The organism is Undibacterium sp. GW821-FHT11B02 (assembly GCF_058808955.1).
Window position 1 is genome coordinate 246,809 of the sequence record NZ_JBXASD010000001.1, and the last position, 18,846, is coordinate 265,654.

Below are 18,846 nucleotides of genomic sequence, written 5' to 3' on the forward strand. Positions count from 1 at the left end.
TAGTATTTTCATTTGCGACCGCCATGGCCGGTTTGCGCAGCGCGATTATTGGCATTTTGCGCCATGCTCAAATCTATCTCATGGCGTCTTTGCTGTTCGGTTTCTCTTTGTTGACGTTCATCCTGTATGCGTTCTTGCAGCATCTTGACCGCCTGTTCCCATGTCATGCCTTGCTGCACGCTGGCCATGGCACTCATGGCTTGAGCAGCATGTGCTGACATACCAGCCTGCATGGCGAGGATTTGTTCTGCCGTCAGACTGGCTTGTGCCTGAATTTTGACGATCTCTGCCAAGGCAATTGCGTTGGGCACCTCGGCAGTGGCGATTTTGCCGGTTTCGCTGAAGTTGGCAATCGCGTTCATACGTTCTATGGCGATGCGGGCCAGCAAAGCATCATGTGCCTGCTGTGCCTGGCGTTGCTCACGTTCCAGATTTAATTTGGCAAATTTGTCGACACGTTCTGCTTCTGCCTGTTGCAATTCTCTTTGCCAACGGCGTTCGTCATCCTGGTGTTTGAGTTGTTGCCGTAAGGTTTCTGCATCTATATCGGCCAGCGTTGTTTGCTGACGTTGTTGCTGGGATTGCTGTTCAAACAGGGCCTGGGCCTTCAGGGTGTTGAGCAGTTTTTCATGCTGGGCCATGGCATCGGCCTGGTTGTCGCTGCGTTTGATGCTGTTGACCTTTTCCTGCAACTGGCTCAGTTGCAGTTCGGTATCGGCATCACTGATGCTGTCTTCACGTAGCAGGGCGCGTTTGCGTTGCTGCTGCAATTCTTCTTCCCAGGCTTGTATACGCTGGAATTCACGCGCCTTGGCTTCGGCTTCTATGCTGACGAGAATGAGGCGGCTTTTTTGCTCTTCTTCTTCCAGTTCCTGTTCACGACGGGCCAGTTGGTTTTGCTTGTGACGCAGTAATTCTGTCTGAGCTTTTTGCTGTTCCTGATCGGTGATCAGGCTGGCTTGCGCGACTTCATGTTCGAGCTGGAATTTTTGTAGCTGATGCTGGATCTTTTGCTGCATCAATTGCGCGGCTTCTTTGCTTTGCAACTGGGTGATTTCTGATTCTGAACGCATCTTGATGCGTGCCAGGGTACGGATGTGCAGCCATTGGTCAGCTTCGTTCTGGCGATGTTCTGACTTTTGCTTGAGACTGTGTTCCAGCTCTTTGATGGTTTCTGCGGCACCACGTTCCAGCGCATGCTTGCGGGTGGTAGCTTCGACGATACGGCCATACAATTCCAGCTCGCGTGCACGTATGGTTTGCAGGCGTTCGTTTTCATCCTGGCGCAGTTTGGCGCGACCAAGGCGTTTCTTGGCGTTTTCCAGCTGGCCTTGCATATACAGCCAGCCCAGGTCTTTGCCAAATTGCTGACGCATTTCTTCGCGCCGGTAACGCAGGCGGATTTGCTCTTCCTGCTTGGCGATTTTTTGCCATTCACTATTGGTGTAGATGGCGTCCACACGCTTGCTGTGTTCCAACTGGGCGCGCTGGCCATCGATCACCAGATGCAGGGTACTGATTTTCTCACTAAGTTTTTCTCTGTCGTCAGTCAGCTTGTCATGGCGCACTTCACGGGTGACGGCTTGCGTTGCGACAAAACCGTATTGGGCAATACTTTGGTTTAATGTAGACAGCAAACGTTCATCCAACTGCTGGCGCAGATGGACATTGTCTTGCAAGTCACGCAGCGATTGTGCGCCCAAAAATTCGACCGCAATCTGGCGCACCATGGGTTCCAGCAATTGTTGTAACTGCTGGCAAGTGATGATGCCCGGTGCATGCATGAATTGTTTGGCAAATACCGACACGTCGGCAATCTTGACGCTGACGACAAACTTGGCGACGATCGCTAAAAATTCTGCTGTATGCAAATCATCAAAACTGAACAGCAAGGCAAAGGGATTGAGACGAGTCAGCAAGATTTCTGCTGCCTGCTCTGTTTGCAAACCCGCTAGCTGGCCAGATATATCTTTGTCCACATAGTCACCGGCATGCAATTCAACAATTTGACTATCTTGCAGCACATAGGCGCGTGCACTGACAGGGATATGCAGACCTTGCGTGGCGATACTGGCAAGCGGGCGCACGCCGAAAAACATGGCAACTTCATTCTCGGTGGGTAGCCAGCGACTTTGACGCAGCACGGCATCATGCCGTGGGCTGCTCAACATGAGGCCGCAATGCGTGCAATACACAGCATCTTGTATATTGTTGTGGTCACAACGGGGACATTTGAGCTTGGAAGTACCAAACAGGCTGAACATGCGAGACTCCTTCAATCGCTGCGCACGGTGAGTGGGCATAGGGGCATAAATTTTGCGCCTGAGCAAAAATGGTAGCACCGGGGGTGGATTTGAAAGGCAGGAACAGAAGGGGGTTTTGGGTCCAGATCGTGATTTGTAGTGAAAAGGCAAGACCTCTCAACACAGAGACGCGGAGACACAGAGGAAATACTGAGAGGTGATTCTTTTTGGAGCCTGCTAATGCCAAAAGGTATTTTAGCTCCCACTACTTAATTCCTTGCTAAATCCGTCATTTCGGCTAAGCCCATATCCCTGAATATTTGCATACGTCACGCTGGAATAACGACAAGCTGATGGCAGACAAGGAAGTGTTTTCAAATCTGTCTGTCCATCCAACTTGGTATCCTGCAAAGCTTGCCTGTCCCAGTACCAGAAACTACCCTGAAAATGAAATAGCATAGGCAATGCTGGCTTTGCGGTGGTGTCTGTAGGACCCGGGCGGGTTTCAGGATTTAACAGGTACAACAATTCTGTAGCCGGTTTGGCATCTGCATCGCCAATGATGATGACATGTGGCAGCATTGCCAGAACTTGCAGTTTCACTATGCCTCTGACACTGGCGCAGAATTCGATTTGCATACCTGCACGCAAGGTATAGGGTTGATTCTTGTGCATGCTGACCCCGTCCAGCAAGGTGCCATAGCGCGATATATCGGTAATTTCTGCCCCCTCACCTGTTCTGCGGATGATGGCGTGGCGGGCGCTGATGCGACGGGTCAACCGAGTGTTCTCTGACGCATTGCTGGCACGGTGGCATAGCAGGATATCAGCCTGGGGTTGTTGTTCCATGCGCCCCAGCACCCATTCATTCTTGGCGAAGAGCCGAATAGTGCTGTGCGGCTGCGTCTGGTCTGCTGCTACCAGGCTGGCGGAACTTGTTGTGATTTTGGCTGCATTGGCGCTTGTATTGGTGACTATCCTGGCTGGTACCTTTGCTGCATCTTGTATCGCATCTTGTATCGCATGTTGCATCGCAACTGGCTTGGGTTTGGCGAGCGCTTCTTGATCTGCGGCGACTTCGATCAGTTCTTCATCCCAGGCAATGTTACCCATGGCAATTTCATATTTGCCTGTGGGTGGACGCATTTCCAGCTTGGCAATGGATGCGTCCTTGGCATTGATTTCTATGTTCATATTGCCTTGCGCGTAGCCATTGGACTGACCCAGCCCGCTTAAGGTAGCAATGGCACCATCTTCGGCAACGATCCTTACATTTTTTTGTGCTGCCAAAAACACGCTATGAATTTCTGTCAGTGTGGCATCGGCTCGCGGGACGAAGATTACGCTGGTGCATAACCATTTGCGCTGGCCCCGGCCTGCCTGCTCATGCAATAGCGCGACTTCCAGCGGGTATTGTCCATGCTCTTTATTTTTGGACGTGAAACTGATCAGCAAGGGTTGCCATTGGCCGGACACGGTGCGCAGCAACTTATGCGTGGCTGCACCGCTAGCAATCAGGTCAGAACGTAATTGGATTTCGAGTGTGCTGATATGTGCAGGTAATGTACCGCGTAATTCCAGTCTTATTGTTTGACGGCCACCTGCTGCGCGTGGGTCATAACCACTGAAATGCAGATGCAGATTGGCTGGCGTAACCATCGCCGCTTGCTGGGTGATGATACCTGCCGATGCTTTTAGGACAGCGGTGCGGCTGGCGTTGACCGTCACGGCTTGCGGATGCCCAGCGGCGCAAACAGCTTCACCTTCAGCCACCCAGTGCGTGCAATGAGGGTGATCCGGGGCTTGGCATTTTTTCATGGTGAGGCGGGGGTCATAGTACGGGCGATGATCCTACTATAGAGGGAAAAGCGCCAGTTCATATACCGGAACAAGGCTGACTTTTGCTGTTTGCTTGTGAGATAGGCGGGGAGTTGCGTTGACCTGCCCTCTTCCCTGCATTACCCTTGTCGGTTTCGACATGCTTCATTTCGCAACTGTGCACTATGTTTGCGGAATGCCTGTTACCAACATGCCATCCCTGTTTTGGAAAATGCAATGAAAAAAATCGTCGTCAAATTTGGTGGTTCCAACCTGCGTCAACCTGAAGATATCAACCGTGTCGTGAGCGTTGTACAAACCTATCAACGCCCGCTGGTACTGGTTGTATCAGCGTTTTATGGCATTACCAATGCACTGATTGCCTGCGTGCAAGCAGCAAAAGAAGGTGCTGGCACGGCAGCGGCTCTGGCCGAAAGCCAGGATTACACACTCAATTTGCGGGCATTAAAGAAACAAATTCTGGAAGCCAATATCAGCGATGTCGCGCATCGTGCGCGTATAGAAAAAGCACTGGCAGTGAGGCTGGATCAGCTTGACCGTTATCTGACCGGCATACATTGCATAGGCGATGTACCCACCTTTGTGAACGATGCCATTCTCAGTTATGGCGAGCGCCTGTCCAGCCTGTTGCTGACCGAAGTCTTGCTGAGCCGCGGCATTAAGGCACGTGAAGCCCTGCCGGAAGATATAGGTTTGGTGACTGACGGTGTGTTTGGCAATGCTGCCTGTGATTTTAAAATCAGTGCACCTGCCGTCGCCAAGGCTTTGGAAGGCGATGAAGTGATTGTCGTACCCGGCTTTTATGGCGTTGACAGCAATGGCAAGGCCACTTTGTTCGGGCGTGGTGGTTCTGATTATTCGGCTGCATCCATCGCCTGCTGCATAGGTGCTGAATCGCTGGATGTGTGGAAGGATGTGGATGGTTTCCTCAGTGCAGACCCCGGCACTGTTGCTGCACCACATACCATTACCCAATTGAATTATCTGGAAGCTGCCGAATTGTCTTATTTTGGTGCCAAGATTCTGCACCCACGCACGGTAGAGCCTTTGTTTGACCAGAACATCCCTATCCGTATCCTGAACATCACCCGCCCTGAACGTGGCTTGCAGCCTTACACCATCATCAATGCGCAACGCAAGGTGACGCGTGACGTGGTGAAAAGTGTCACTTCCACAGAAGACGTGGCCATACTGAAATTGCACGGCCCCGGCGTGGGATTCAAGCCCGGCATCCTGGCGCAGGTTACCCATACGCTGGATGCGAATGGCATCAACATCAAGAGCGTGCTGACGGCGCAGACTGCCATCAATATCCTGGTGTCACGCGACCATCTGGATGCAGCTTATGCAGCGCTGGTGGAACATCACCTGGCAGGTGTGGTGGAAGTATCCCGCAATGACGAAGTTGCCATCGTCGCGGTGGTAGGTGACGGCGTGCTGGAAGCATCTGACGTTGGTGGTGCCATCGCCAGCCGCGCCTTGTCCGCCGCGATTGCCGCTGGTGTACATGTGTGCCTGGCTGCTGCGGGTGCTAGTGAAGTAGCGGCCTATATGTTGGTGCAGCAAGATGACAGAAAACTGGCTTTACAGGCCATACATGCTGAGTTTTTTGGGGGTTGACAGCTGATTTATTGCTCTTAAATACATGTTCATTGCTGCCGCCTTGCCCCTTCGTATTTGAAAGCGAAGGAAGTTTTTCAGGCAAAAATAAAATACTAGACGACTGGTCTAATTTAATCTAGAATGCGAAACATGAATACTCCGCGCGCCGATGTCAGGCAACATATCCTCGATACTGCCAAGCCCATTATTTTGGGTAAAGGCTTTTCCGTGGTCGGGTTGAATGAAGTGTTGAAGGCGGCAGCGGTACCCAAGGGTTCGTTTTATCACTATTTCAAATCCAAGGAATTGTTTGGCGAAGCCTTGCTGGATGATTATTTTGCCGGTTACTTGGCGGCAATTGATGCTCTTTTGAAAAGCAATGATGAACCTGCGGCCCAACGCTTAATGCGGTACTGGCAGGGCTGGTTGCCGGAACGTCCGGATGAAGGTGTGCAATGCCAGTGCCTGGCAGCGAAACTGGGTGGTGAAGTATCTGATTTGTCTGAAGCCATGCGACTGGCCTTGCAACATGGTACGGACAGTATCATTGCAAGGCTGGCCGACTGCATGCGCGAAGGCATAGCCGATGGCTCGTTGCCTGCTGATCTGGATGCGGCCCATTGTGCCCAGGTCCTGTATCCGATGTGGCTGGGTGCGACTTTGCTGACCAAGATACGACGTGACATGAGTGCGCTGGAAAACGCGATGCTTGCTACCCGCAAGATGCTTCAGTTGTAAAACCCCAAAACGAATTTCCCGAAGTTGATATAAATATAAACGATTTACTTTGCAAGCTTTTTATAGACGACCAGTCTAATTTTTATCTTGAAGTATCTTAATTAAGCTACACATAGCATGCCAATTGTGGCTTATCTGCCTTGATTTTTAAGTTTTGCTGTTTGTTTTTTGCTACCCCACACTCCCCCGATAAAGGAAAAAAGAAATGTTATTCACCCCCCTACAAACCGGTTCTGTTTCATTGCCTAACCGTATCCTGATGGCCCCACTGACACGTGCGCGTGCTGATGCTGGCCATATGCCTAACGCCCTGATGGCCGAATACTATAGCCAGCGCGCCAGTGCCGGTCTGATCATCACTGAATGCACGATGGTGGCAGAAAACACCTCGGCCTTCTATGCTGAACCCGGCATCTACAATGCTGAACAAATCGCTGCATGGAAAGTTGTGACAGATGCGGTACATGCCAAAGGTGGCAAGATTTTTATGCAAATCTGGCACGGTGGTCGCGCCGCCGTACCTGCATTCAACAACGGTATTGAAAACGTAGGCCCAAGCGCCATCGCCATTGAATCAGAAGTGCAAACACCAAACGGCAAGATCCCTAACGCTGTGCCACGTGAATTGCGTCTGGATGAAATCCCTGCACTGGTTGCCGCTTATGTACAAGGTGCAAAAAATGCGATTGCTGCCGGCTTTGATGGCGTTGAAGTACATGGTGCCAATGGTTACCTGATCGACCAGTTTTTGCGTGACAGCGCCAACAAGCGTACTGACAGTTATGGTGGCTCTATCGAAAACCGTGCACGTTTCCTGTTTGAAGTATTGACTGCAGTCAGCGCCGCTATCGGCTCTGACAAGGTAGGTCTGCGCCTGTCCCCTCTCAACAGCTATAACAGCATGAAGGACAGTGATCCAATCGCTTTGATTTCTTACCTGACTACCCGTCTGAACGACTTCAAGCTGGCCTATCTGCACGTGATGCGCGCTGACTTCTTCCAGGCGCAAACTGGCGATGTCATGACTGTTGCCCGCGAAAATTACAAGGGTGTATTGGTCGGTAACATGGGTTATAACGCAGAAGAAGCCAACCAGGCTATCAGCAGCGGCAAACTGGATGCGATTGCCTTTGGCAGCAGCTTCCTGGCCAACCCTGATCTGCCAGCACGTATCAAAAAAGGTGCCGAATTGAATGCGCCTGATACATCGACTTTCTACACACCAGGTGCCAAGGGTTACACCGATTACCCTAGCCTGCAAGCTGCGTAATCAACTATGCTGTGATGAGAATGCCCGGAACTGTCCGGGCATTTTTTATGCCTGCTTAAACCGCCTCAGCATGTAAAAGCCTGCTGCTAAAAAACGCCAATATCTCATCCCGCGCCACCAGCGTTGGCTGCCCGGCTTCATCAATCAAATGTGCGGTGACGACGCTGTGCGGTGTGGTGACATAGCGTTTGAAAAAGGGAGCCGTATCCTGGTTGGCTGCGCTGTCAGGTAACACATGGGCAACAAAGCGTTCACCAAGCGCTTCTGAAAAAGCAGCAAAGCGCTGGGCGCGGCAAAAGGCATCACCTTCGAAACGATATGCCATGACGGTCAGGTCTTCATCTTGCAGACGCTGCCGCACGACTTGCAGGTCGGCTGCATCCAAACCCGTGCCTGCCGGGTCATCCATGGGCAGCGATGGCTGCGAAACGACTGGAGCAAGTACCGCCGGTTCCAGCATCATGGACAAGGCAAAATTGCCGGTGAAGCACATGCCTATGGCACCTACGCCGGGGCCGCCGCATTCTGCATGGGCCAGTTTTGCCAATGCCCTTAACCACAAGGTGACCGGGCTGGAACCTTTGCCGGCAAAGGCACGAAATTCTGCACTGACGCAGGCTTTCTGAAATACGGCTGCGCCCTCTTCTGCCGTCGCCACCACACCATCACGCCCAAACAAGGACGGCATGTACACGGTAAAACCCGCATCACGTACCCAGCGCGCAAAGCGTGCCACATGCGGGCTGATACCCGGCATTTCTGTCATGACGATAACGGCTGGCCCACTGCCCATAACGTACACACGTTTGCTGACATCATTGAGCGTGATCTGGCGCGGGGTAAAATCAGTCAGCGGGTCATCGGCATGCATGTCTTGTTTATTGATGTCTTGCTGGTTGATATCTTTGATGGGAATGGACATGAATGCTCCTGTCTGCTGGGGAGCATGCAGTGTAAGTCTGCCTGGTTGATGCGCGTAGCGGTAGTTTGGACAACATTAGGGTTGAATTGGCCAGATATGCCGTGCATGTAGAATATGTACAAATTCAACCAGTAGCAGTTTAGCGGAGCAATTACCCATGCTTATCAGGTGCAAGCTGCAATACCACTCAACAGTACTGATGCACATGCTTTTGCTATTCTGTGTCATGACAGTACAGGTGCAGGCAGCAGAAACTTTGAATGTGGGCTCCAAGCGCTTTACCGAATCCTATGTACTGGGTGAGGTATTAACGCAGACCGCTGCACCACATACCCCCGTGCGACATCAGCAGGGGCTGGGTAATACAGCAATCGTGTTCAATGCGCTGAAGACTGGCAGCATTGATATCTACCCAGAATACATGGGCACCATCAATACCGAAATCCTGAAGCACAACGGTGCCTTAAGCCTGTCGCAAATGCAGGCGGAGCTGGCATTGCAGGGCCTGGGTGTCGCCGTGCCACTGGGTTTTAATAATACCTATGCGCTGGCGATGCTGCCCAAGAGCACCAATGCTGTACCACAAACACTAACCGACCTGGCGACGCAGCCGGGCTTGCGTTTTGGCCTGTCACATGAATTTTTAGGCCGCGCCGATGGCTGGCCAGGGCTGGTCAAACAATATGGCCTGCCACAACAGCCAACCGGGCTGGACCACGGCATTGCGTATGAAGCCCTGGCTGCGGGTCAGGTCGATGTCATCGATATTTATTCTACCGACGCCAAGATCAAACAACTGGGCTTGCGCGTGCTGGCTGATGACAAGAATTATTTCCCGCGTTATGACGCCGTGTTGTTGTACCGGCTGGACCTGCCAGCACGCTTCCCGCAGGCATGGGCTGCAATTCAGCAACTGGAAGGCAAGATCAACAATACGCAAATGATCGCCATGAATGCAGCGGTAGAAATCGACGGTCAAAGCTTTGCCCAGGTGGCGCAGCAGTTTGTGGCAAAAGCACCTGACACGGCAATCGTGCGTGAAAGCTTCATGCACAAGTTGTTTGGCCCGGATTTTTTGCGTCTGACATCGCAACACCTGTTGCTGGTGCTGTTGGCGATTGCTGTGGCCAGTGTGCTGGGCATACCACTTGGCATCATCGCCGCTTTTACACCGTGCCTGCGTGAGGTAGTCATGGGCGTGGTCGGCGTTTTACAAACCATACCATCGCTGGCTTTGCTGGCGATGCTGATACCACTGTTGGGTACGATAGGTTTTACGCCGGCACTGATTACTCTGTCGCTGTATGCCTTGCTGCCTATAGTACGTAATACCAGTGTTGGCATAGCTCAGGTGCCAGCAGGCTTGCGGCTGGCAGCCCATGCGCTGGGCCTGTCAACGCGTGACCGTTTACTGCATATCGATTTGCCATTGGCACTGCCAACAATTCTGGCTGGCATCAAGACCGCCGCCGTCATGAGCGTGGGCACGGCGACCATCGCTGCCTTCATTGGTGCGGGTGGTTATGGCGAACGCATCGCCATAGGCCTGGCCCTGAATGACAACCAGATGTTACTAGCTGGTGCCCTGCCTGCAGCTGCTCTGGCTTTGTTGACGCAATGGGGGTTTGATATGCTGGAACGTCTGGTGGTAAAAAAACGAGTTAGCAATATCTGTCTGCACCAGACGTAACATGCTGTCCCCAGCATTGTGTACACAAAAGAACAATGCCTACCAGAAATCTGCCCCCTTTGGTAATATGCATCCGGCCTGATGGTCATTCTGGAACAAACATACATCAGCCACCTGGCCCTTACCCTAATGCAATAAACTATTTCCAATACACAGCTTAAGTGATTTCGTTAACTGAACATGTCGCTGCATTACGATTAGCCTGGGGCCTGGTCCGGGTGATCGTGTTTGGTGTATTGATTTTCCTGTATTGCATGACAAGAGCTTACGGCGGCACCACTCAGCCAGAAACCACGCTACAGGTTTTGCACTGGTGGACATCCGCCAGTGAGCGCAAAGCAGCGACTTTGCTGGCCAGCAGGCTGGCAGAAGAAGGTGTGGTCTGGCGTGATGCTGGTATACCTGGCGGTGCTGGCATTGGTGCAGGCAAGGTCTTGAAAAGCCGCGTGCTGGCCAATGATGCGCCCGAGGTCACGCAGATTATCGGTGTCTCGATAGGTGAATGGGCCGATCTGGGCTTTTTGCTGGAACTGGATAAAGTGGCCGTCAGCAATAAATGGAGCAGCAGTTTTTTCCCCACCATACAAACACTGATACAGCACCGCAAGCATGTGGTCGCCGCTCCGTTGGGCATACACCGCATCAATACCCTGTTTTACAACCGCAAGCTGTTCAGCAGCCTGAAGCTGTCACCACCAGAAAACTGGAATGAACTGGTCATACTGGCGACCAAACTGAAGGCGGCGGGGGTGATCCCGCTGGCGCAAAGCAGTGAACCCTGGCAGGTTGCCACGCTGTTTGAAAACCTGATCCTGGCCGAAAGTGGCCCCGACTATCATCGCGAGCTATTTGTCAAACAAAACGCCCAGGCGGTATTTGACAAACGTTTTATCGAAGCGCTGGAACGTTTGCGCCTGATGAAAACCTGGATGAATAATCCTGTTGATGAACGCCCCTGGACAGATGTCGTGCGGCAGTTTTCCAAAAATGAAGCAGCAATGATGATCACTGGTGACTGGGTGAAAGGTGAATTGAATGAATGGGGTTTTGCAACGGATGAAGCGTTTTCTTGCACACCCATGCCGGGCACCGGCAAATACCATCTATACAGCGTAGACACCCTGTCGATGTTCACCAATGACTATTCGCACGTGCAGGCGCAAGAAAAACTGGCGCGACTGGTTGCCACGCCAGCAGTGCAGGCTGACTACAATGCTATCAAGGGATCGGTATCGGTACGGCGTGATGCCGACCCGACCAAAATGGATAGCTGTGCCCGAGCCTCGTGGCATGCCTTTGCCCAAGGCGCGGCCACGCAGGCACCCAGTCTGGTGCATCGCATGGCAACAGATGAATCCAGCAAGGATGCCATCATCGCCCTGATACATCGTTATTTTATTGATGCCACGGTGACCTCCGCCGAAACGCAGGCAAGACTGGCGGCATTGTTCAAAACATTTGGCAGCAACAAAAAACAAACTCCTTAAGATAATCGGGTAGACAAGATGACGCGAAAAATATTGATAGTGGATGACGACCAGAAAACGCGCGTATTACTGAAAGCATATCTTGAAAAAAACCAGTACGAAGTCATCCTGTCACATAACGGCGAAAGTTTCATCACTGAATTCAACAGCCAGATGAACCACTTGTCGCTGGTGATACTGGACGTGATGTTGCCGGATACAGATGGCTTTGCGCTGTGCAAGGTAGTGCGCCAGCGCTCTAATGTGCCCATCATCATGCTGACCGCCAGTTCTGACGACACCGACCGCATAGTCGGGCTGGAACTGGGGGCGGATGACTATATCGCCAAGCCCTATAACCCGCGTGAACTGCTGGCACGCATCAAGGCCATCTTGCGGCGCACTGCCATGGAGGTGTCGGCAGCACCTCGCTATTACCGCTTTGTCGGTTTCACGCTGGATTTGGTGGAACGCAAGGTCACGGATAGTGAAGGTGAAGTGGTAGCACTGACCGGGCTGGATTATCAATTGCTGAAATATTTTGTGGAACACCCCGGCGATGTACTGGACCGCAATGTCTTGTCAGAAGAAACCCGTGGCCGCGATGCGGGGCCGCTGGACCGTTCACTGGATGTGCAAATCAGCCGCCTGCGTCTGTTGCTGAAAGATGATAGCAAACAACCCAGCCTGATCAAGACCGTGCGCGGTGCCGGTTATGTGTTTTCTGCTGACGTGAGCATTGCCAGTGCCTGAGTCCAGGAACGAACTAATCAGCAGCAAAGCACTGCACAGAGGGCGGCGCTGGCACTGGTTGCCGCAATCGCTGCTGGGGCGGCTGTCGCTGGTGATGGTATTTGGTGTACTGCTGACGCAACTGGTAGGCAGCGCCATCTGGACTACGCAACAGCGCGCCAAGGCGGAGATCGAAGCCACCACGGCATCACAATACCTGGCGCACAGTGCTTCCAGCGCGATACGTTTCTTCCGCAGCCTGCCCCCCAATTATCGTACCGTGCTGATACAGCAATTTCGCGAAATGGGTGGCACCCGCTTTTTTGTACAGGCAAATAATGCCGTCGTACCCATCACCGAAATTGAGCCGCATGCATTGGCGCAGACCGTGCTGGGCAAGATTACGAATACATTAAAAACCGACCTGCCACAATATCCGGAATTTAAAGTCGCCTTTGCCTGGCCCGATCAGTTGACCACCTCTGCCGATGGCACTCGCATCATCGACCTGCCCGAAAGCTGGGTGCAGCACATCTTGCTGATCAAGCCCGAACCGGCACCCGTACTGGTGATACAGACCGAGCTGGAACCGGGCAACTGGCTATACCTGGCAGCCCTGATGCCCAACCCCTATTTCTTAAAAGGGATTGACCCGCTGTCGTTTGATCGCCTGGTGTTACAGGGCTTGTCATTGGCGGCGGTATTGCTGTTATCCATCATGGTGGTGCGCTGGATCACTCGCCCACTGGCGGCTTTGTCAGATGCGGCCGAAGCCTTTGGCAAGGGTGAACACATGCCTGATCTGCCAGAAACCGGCAGCCGCGAATTCATCAACACGGCACGTGCCTTTAGCGCCATGCGCCAGCGCATACAGGGTTATCTGGAAGACCGCGAACGCCTGTTCATTTCGATTTCACATGATTTGCGTACCCCCATCACACGGCTGAAGCTGCGTTCAGAACTGCTGGACGATGATGTCTTACGTGCCGAATTTGAAGAAGACCTGGATGACCTGGACATGATGGTCAAAGGTGCGCTGCAATTCGTCAAGGACAGTGACATCCATGAAAACCCGACCGAGGTCAAACTCGATCCCTTGATCAGGCGGTTGGTACGCAGCGCCCATCTGGCCAAGCACAATGTGGTGTTTGAAGAATCCGGCGTCTCGGTGTACGCCAAGCCATTGGCACTGAAACGCGCCATCGGCAATTTGCTCGACAACGCCCTGTACTATGGTGAACGCGCCGAAATCAGCGTGCAAGCCATGGCTGACAGTGTCATCATCGAAGTACGCGACCACGGCCCCGGCGTGCCGGAAGATGCCTTACCCAATCTGTTTGATCCTTATGTGCGGCTGGTGCACGGACGCGAACAAAACGAAGGTGGCATGGGCCTGGGTTTGGGCATAGCACGTAGCGTCATCGAAGCGCATGGCGGTACGCTGACGCTGGAGAATCATCCTGAAGGCGGGCTGAAAGCCATCATTAGCCTGCCCAGCCAGCACATTGCCTGATCAGGCGTTTCATCGTTCTTTCCCTCCACGAATTCAACCCGGTATCAGACAACCGCCTTGTTGTCTGATGCCTGTCCGCTGTCTGTTTGTCGTCTTTCTGTGCAATTCACAACACCCTTATCCAGACTTTTGTAAAGTTTTGTAAGGAATTCTTAAGTAAGGTTACTGCACCTCAGGAATCTGAAAACAAGCAAGCCACATTGTCCCCGGCAAACAGCCATATCGCGGCCAGGCAGGGTAAGGATTTGTAAGCGACACAGATCAGCGCCACATAAACATCTCAATAAAATCAATCACTTGGCGAATCCAGCAACAAACAGATAGGCAAGTGGCATTACATTCATCGCATTGCTAGTATCAGCTTCAACAAGTAATTCATTTATATCGAATTGTTTGCAGGTGACACAGCTGAATCGCTGCGATGAAGCAAAGACAGTTTTGTCGTACCAATATTCTCAACAGGATTTCTCTTGAAACGCATTTTCAACATCGCCATGTTATGCGCCACCGCCGTGATGGGTACTGCGAATGCAGGTACGCTCGTCATGGAAAGCTGGCGCGTGGATGACAAGGCTTTGTGGGAAACAGTATTGATACCAGCATTTGGCAAAAGCCATCCTGGCATAGACATCAAATTTTCGCCCACTGCGCCAACTGAATACGACAGCAGCTTACTGACGCGTTTTGGTAGCGGTACGGCGGGTGATCTGGTAGCGTGCCGGCCATTTGATGTGTCGCAGACTTTGTACAGCAAGGGCTATCTGGAAAAACTGGATGGCAAACCCGGCATGGAACATTTTGAAGCCACTGCGTTGCTGGCCTGGCAAAGTGATGATGCCAAGACGACGTTCTGCATGCCGGTAGCATCGGTGATACACGGTTTTTTGTATAACAAAAAGATTTTCAAGAAACTCAATCTTCAGCCCCCAAAAACAGAAGCTGAATTTTTAAACGTGCTGGACACCATCAAAAAGAATGGCACCTATATACCGCTGGCACTGGGCACGGCAGAAAAATGGGAAGCAACGCAAACCCTGTTTACCAGCATAGGCCCGAATTACTGGCGCGGTGAAAGCGGTCGCAAGGCATTAATCAATGGCAAAGCCAAATTTACCGATGCCGCCTTTGTAGGCGTGTTTGATTACGAAAAAAAACTGAGTGCCTATCTGCCTAATGCTGCCAGCACCCAGAGCTATAGCGATAGCCAGCATCAGTTTGCGTCTGGCCGTGCGGCGGTGTACCCAGTCGGGTCCTGGGATATTTCTTATTTCAATCAGGTGACAGGGCTGGAGTTTGGGGTTTTTGCACCACCAGTGCGGGTCGCAGGTGACAAATGCTACATCCTTGATCACATGGACATAGGTATAGGCATCAACAAAAAATCCAGGAACAAGGAAGACGCCTACAAGTTTCTGGAATGGCTGGGCTCACAAGAATTTGCAGACTTGTATACCAACCGTGCTACCGGTTTCTTTTCACTGTCAAATCATTTGATTTCGGTGCGCGACCCAATAGGCAAACAAATGATGGAATGGCGCACGACTTGCGAATCCAGCATCAGGGTGAATGCGCAAATATTGAACCGTGGCCAGCCCAGCCTGGAACAGGAATTATGGAACGTGAACGCTGATGTGTTGAACGGCAATTTATCAGGCAAGGATGCAGCTACAAGAATACAGAATGGTTTATTGGCTTCATACAAATCTCTGCGTAAATAATCATACCTCCCCCAAGTCGTATGACTTTCCGACGCCCGGCGTGGCGTCGGTTTTTTTACCCACAGATGTGGCATGCAATACAGGTGAGTATGGCAATACCAGATGAATGAACTAAAAATGAAAAGTAAAAACCTTTTACCTATTTTAAAAACGGAGAGTGCAAGTAGGCAGGCAATTCTTTAGCAATAACGACACCACTTCTTCTACCTCGCTTACTGCATTCCTTAAGAAGATGGAAATCGTTTTTCAGGACGCCTTACAAAAATAAAATATCAAGACAACACACCAAACCCAGTTTACGTTTTCAGCAGCCTCGTATTTAAATCCCTAGCCATTTAGCCACATATCCAGAGGAGACTTACATGACCAAGCCCGTATTCAAGAAGAAACTGCTACCACAATTGATCGCCCTCGTGCTGAGCACAACTGCTTTTGAAGCTGCATATGCAGCAGATGAAGCAGCGCAGGCAACACCAGACACGCCAGGTGCACAATCTGTTGAGGTACGCGGTATACGTGACACGTTAAAAAAGAATCTGGCTGGTAAACGTGATTCTCAAAACATTGTTGATAGTGTCAATTCTGAAGACCTGGGCAAGTTTCCGGACAAGAACGTGGCCGATTCGCTGCAACGTGTGCCGGGTATTTCTGTTGACCGTACCTGGGGTGAAGGCCGCGATATTTTCGTGCGCGGCACCGATAAAAGCCTGAACATGACACAATTGAATGGCCAGTCGGTAGCCTCTGCTTACTGGTGGAAAAACGATTCCCAAAGTCGTGGTTTTAACTATGACATCCTGCCTTCTGAACTGGTAGGCAGCCTGGATGTGTACAAGAGCCCGTCGGCGGATCTGGATGAAGGCAGTATCGGCGGTCTGGTCAATGTCAAGACCCGCAAGCCCCTGCAATTCAAGGCACCGCTGACTGCACAATTCTCGCTGGAAGCGACTTATTCCGAGTTGCCCAAGAAAACTGATCCACAAATTTCTGGTCTGGTGAATTGGAAAAATGATGAAAGCACGCTGGGTATCTTGCTGTCGCTGAGCAAACAAAAACGCACCATGCGCCGTGATGGCCTGGAAAACTTTACCGATTCCACCAAGTACACCATCGTCGATCAAAACAATGTTGCAACACCCAATGCCTACGCATCCTGGGGTGGCGGTTCAGCAATTTTCCGCCAGGACCGTGAACGCACCACTGGCAATGTCACGCTGCAAATCAAGCCTAACCGTGACAGTGACGTGTCTCTGAATTACATCAATTCAGACATGAACATGGACAATAATAACCAGAACTACCTGTGGCAGATAGGTGGCCTTGCGGACAGCAATAATGTTATCCATATCACGAATCCACGCTTCATCACTACCTCTGACGGTACCAAGGCCGTGGTCGGCGGTACCGTCGGCCCAACTACCGGCGTATCGTTTGAACCTATCTATCGTCAAGCTTATATCAAATCCAAGGTACTGGATCTGGAAGGCAATTATGAAGGCGATGGCTGGAAATTGCATGGACAGGCAGGCGCAACCTCTGCCGAAGGTGGCAGCACGCATGACCGCAATTTCTGGTTCACTGGCAATACCCGCGCCACGGTGAATATCGCGCCGGATACCTATGAAGTGTCTTACCTTGACATGAACCCGCTGGACCCAACCAAGCTCACGCTGCAAAGCGCGCGTGACTGGATACGCAAGATGGAAAGCAAAGAAAACTATGTGCAGGGTGACATGACGCTGGACCTGACAGGCTCTTTCATCAAGGATATCAAATTTGGTTTGAAATACCGTGACAGTACCGTGCAAAATCACCGCACCATAGGTACGGATGGCCCCGGTAGCGTTGGCTGGCAATCTTTCAGTCTGGCTGATTTGTCCACTGGCCCTTCACCTTTGTTGAGCCAGGCTGCAGCCACTGCCGGTTCACTCACACAATATGCGTGGGTCAATGATGCACTGGCCGCCAGCAAAGGCTTTGCCATGTATGACAAGGGCATGGTCTACAACGAAGCCAAAGGTGAGTATTACAAGATACAGGAAAAAATCACAGCCGCTTACGTCAAAGCAGATTATGCGATCGACAAATGGCGTGGTGATTTCGGTGTGCGCCTGGTCAAGACCGAGCAAACCTCAGAAGCATATCAAGACCTGACCGGTAATGGCAACTATGTCATAGGCAGCACTACACGGACCTATAACGATGTATTACCCAGCCTTAACGCCGTGTATGACTTGCGCAAAGACCTGGTATTGCGTGGTGCAGTAGCCCGCGTGATGGCACGTAACACCTACAGCGACCTTAGTGCCAGTACCGAGGTCAGCGGCACCACCAATGCCGCCACTGCTGGCAACCCTTTGCTTAAACCTTATCACGCCGACCAGGCAGAGATAGGGGCAGAATGGTATTTTGCTGACGCATCGATGTTGTCTGCGACACTGTTCACCAAACGTCTGGATACCTTCATCTACACCTCAACAGCACAAGAAAATGTTGCTGGCGTGATGCGCCCGGTCACCCGCCCGCACAATGCTGACAACGGTGCCGTCATCAATGGTCTGGAACTGCAATGGCAGCAAGCTTTTGGCAATGGCTTTGGCGCAATCGTGAATTACACCTTTACGGATGCCAAGGCAGGTTCCATCGCTGGTGGACAAAAACTGAATGTGATCGGCAATTCACGCAATCAGTTGAATGCCAGCGGTTATTATGAAAAGAACGGTATCAGCTTCCGCCTGTCATATAACTACCGTTCCAAGTCTTACGGCGGTCTGGATGAAGGTGGCCAGGATGTCACCAGCGCCTATGGCCAGTGGGATGCCACGGCGAATTGGGATATCACTCCAAAAATCAGCCTGTTCGCCACTGCAGTCAACCTGACTAATTCTGTGATACGCACCAACACCACAGATGGCCTGCCAGTCGGTGTATATGAAAACGGCGCACGTTACAGCCTGGGCGTCAGAGCCAAGTTTTGATCTTTACCATGATGATCTGAAGCAATTCAGATCAGAGCGGCGGAAGAGCCTCCCCGTATGAGCAACAAGGGGAGGTTTTTTTGCACAAAGCATAGTCAATGGCTGCTAAAGTTCATTTACTAAAAGCTTGTTGCA

General features: G+C 51.6%; 12 protein-coding genes. 9 read left to right on the top strand and 3 right to left on the bottom strand.

The annotated features are described in order from the left end of the window. Positions 1–8 precede the first annotated feature (8 nt). Both AC1RVX_RS01080 and AC1RVX_RS01085 read right to left on the bottom strand, forming a co-directional pair. Positions 9–2,264: a hypothetical protein gene (locus tag AC1RVX_RS01080; protein ID WP_493214736.1), complete on the bottom strand. Its 2,256-nt coding sequence runs from the start codon at positions 2,262–2,264 to the stop codon at positions 9–11. A 234-nt stretch (positions 2,265–2,498) separates the two neighbouring features. Beyond that, positions 2,499–4,061 carry an FHA domain-containing protein gene (locus tag AC1RVX_RS01085; protein WP_493214737.1) on the bottom strand — a complete coding sequence of 521 codons (1,563 nt, stop codon included), beginning with the start codon at positions 4,059–4,061 and terminating at the stop codon, positions 2,499–2,501. A 237-nt stretch (positions 4,062–4,298) separates the two neighbouring features. Between AC1RVX_RS01085 and AC1RVX_RS01090 the strand changes: the two genes are divergently transcribed. The 3 genes from AC1RVX_RS01090 to AC1RVX_RS01100 all read left to right on the top strand — a co-directional run bounded on the left by AC1RVX_RS01090 (position 4,299) and on the right by AC1RVX_RS01100 (position 7,692). Further along, positions 4,299–5,702, top strand: coding sequence for an aspartate kinase (locus tag AC1RVX_RS01090; protein ID WP_493214738.1), 1,404 nt, complete (start codon positions 4,299–4,301; stop codon positions 5,700–5,702). Between the two features lie 132 nt (positions 5,703–5,834). Beyond that, positions 5,835–6,422 carry a TetR/AcrR family transcriptional regulator gene (locus tag AC1RVX_RS01095; protein ID WP_493214739.1) on the top strand — a complete coding sequence of 196 codons (588 nt, stop codon included), beginning with the start codon at positions 5,835–5,837 and terminating at the stop codon, positions 6,420–6,422. A 205-nt stretch (positions 6,423–6,627) separates the two neighbouring features. Then, positions 6,628–7,692, top strand: a complete 1,065-nt coding sequence (locus AC1RVX_RS01100; protein WP_493214740.1) for an alkene reductase — start codon at positions 6,628–6,630, stop codon at positions 7,690–7,692. 55 nt (positions 7,693–7,747) lie between these two features. Here the strand turns inward: AC1RVX_RS01100 and AC1RVX_RS01105 are convergent, their stop codons facing one another. Beyond that, entirely contained in the window at positions 7,748–8,614 is an 867-nt protein-coding gene (locus tag AC1RVX_RS01105; protein WP_493214741.1) for a dienelactone hydrolase family protein, read from the bottom strand. Positions 8,615–8,819: 205 nt separating this feature from the next. Here AC1RVX_RS01105 and AC1RVX_RS01110 point away from each other — a divergent pair, with 205 nt between their 5' ends. From AC1RVX_RS01110 to AC1RVX_RS01135, 6 genes are all read left to right on the top strand, one after another. Next, on the top strand, positions 8,820–10,304 hold the full coding sequence (locus AC1RVX_RS01110; RefSeq protein WP_493215146.1) for an ABC transporter permease/substrate-binding protein: 1,485 nt from the start codon (positions 8,820–8,822) through the stop codon (positions 10,302–10,304). 161 nt (positions 10,305–10,465) lie between these two features. After that, positions 10,466–11,791 carry an ABC transporter substrate-binding protein gene (locus AC1RVX_RS01115; RefSeq protein WP_493214742.1) on the top strand — a complete coding sequence of 442 codons (1,326 nt, stop codon included), beginning with the start codon at positions 10,466–10,468 and terminating at the stop codon, positions 11,789–11,791. Positions 11,792–11,809: 18 nt separating this feature from the next. Further along, a complete protein-coding gene (locus AC1RVX_RS01120; RefSeq protein WP_493214743.1) occupies positions 11,810–12,523 on the top strand; it encodes a response regulator in 714 nt (237 codons plus the stop codon). 94 nt (positions 12,524–12,617) lie between these two features. Beyond that, entirely contained in the window at positions 12,618–14,015 is a 1,398-nt protein-coding gene (locus AC1RVX_RS01125) for an ATP-binding protein (protein WP_493215147.1), read from the top strand. A gap of 494 nt (positions 14,016–14,509) precedes the next feature. Further along, a complete protein-coding gene (locus tag AC1RVX_RS01130) occupies positions 14,510–15,733 on the top strand; it encodes an ABC transporter substrate-binding protein (protein ID WP_493215148.1) in 1,224 nt (407 codons plus the stop codon). Between the two features lie 362 nt (positions 15,734–16,095). Beyond that, entirely contained in the window at positions 16,096–18,711 is a 2,616-nt protein-coding gene (locus AC1RVX_RS01135; RefSeq protein ID WP_493214744.1) for a TonB-dependent receptor, read from the top strand. The last annotated feature ends 135 nt before the right edge of the window (positions 18,712–18,846 follow it).